2 protein-coding genes are annotated in these 1,267 nt (G+C 72.5%); both read right to left on the bottom strand.

What is annotated here, in order from left to right:
* Window positions 1-578 (bottom strand): TIGR03619 family F420-dependent LLM class oxidoreductase (locus ON31_RS29555; RefSeq protein ID WP_039818375.1); only part of this gene is annotated, 578 nt, incomplete at its 3' end.
* 320 nt (window positions 579-898) lie between these two features.
* On the bottom strand, window positions 899-1,267 hold a 369-nt coding region (locus ON31_RS29560), incomplete at its 5' end, for a GDSL-type esterase/lipase family protein (RefSeq protein ID WP_039818376.1).

Raw genomic sequence — 1,267 nt, forward strand, 5'->3', positions numbered from 1 at the left:
GCCAACCCCTCCGCGCTGAACGCCCCCAACCAGATCGGCGGCCGCGGCCGCCGCACCGGCCGCAACGCACTGCGATGCGACGGCACGCTCACATACCGGCCCGTATAGCTCGCCGGATCCGTGGTCCAGATGGTCTCCAACGCGTCCAGCGTCTCGTCCAAACGCACCCCGCGCCGCATGAACGGCACCCCCGCCGCCGCGTACTCCTCCGGCGACCAGCCGATCCCGAAACCGGGCACCAGCCGCCCGCCGCTCGCGATATCCAGGGTGGTCAGCGACCGGGCCAGCAGCGCGGGCCGATACAGCGGCGCGATCAGCACATTCGTACCCAACCGCACCCGCTCGGTGCCCGCGGCCGCCAGCCCCAGCAGCAGGAACGGATCGAGCACCGCGTTGAACTCCGCCGGAATGGTGTCCGTCCCCGCGTACCCCACCGTCGGATTCGTGGCGGCGATGAGCCGTTCGCCCACCCACAGACTGTCCGCCCCCGCCGCCTCCAACGCGGCCGCGAACCCGGTCACCCGCGCCGCCTCCGCCGCCTGCGGACCGTATTGCGGAAGTGCGAAACCGATTTTCACCTCTCCTGGATACCAGAGCCCGCGCCGCCGCACGCCACACGTCCCGTGCGCGGGCGCGGTGCCGACAAGGCCGGTCACCGTCGCCCGGCCGGGACGCGACGGCGGCATCATGTGCACACCGACGTGCGATGGTTGCCTATCACCGGGGTCGCAGGGTCGCCGCCGAAGGGCAGCGGATGCTCGGCAATGCGATGCCCGATCGGATCATCCCGCTACCCGGGCGTGCCTGCTCGGATGCTCATCGTCCGGCGCTGCGGCACTCGGCGAGCGGCCCGGCGATCGGTCGGCGTTCCGGCATTCGGCCAGACCGCCGGATCCGCTCAGCGCACGGGCGGGACGTCGATGAGCCGATCGAGCACCAGCGCCGCCGCGGCGGCCATTCCCGCGGCGGTCGGATGACACGGCGCCCCGGGATAACGTCGACCGGGTAGCGGCACATAGAAGTCGACGGTCCACGGATCGCGGGAGCCGTGCGGATGGTCCAGGCTCGGGGTGCGCACATCGATCACTTCCGCCCCCGCCCGCGCCGCCGCGGCCGCGGTGCGCGCCGCCAACTCCTCGGCGAGCACCCGATAGGTGCGGTCCACCACGCTGTCGCGCGGCGACTCCGGCCCGACCACGGACAGATAGTTCACCACCAGCACCCGCGCCCACGGCGCCCGCGCCTGGATCGCCTCCAGCACTTCCAC

This window comes from Nocardia otitidiscaviarum NBRC 14405 (genome assembly GCF_000308635.1).
Classification (GTDB): Bacteria; Actinomycetota; Actinomycetes; order Mycobacteriales; family Mycobacteriaceae; genus Nocardia; species Nocardia otitidiscaviarum.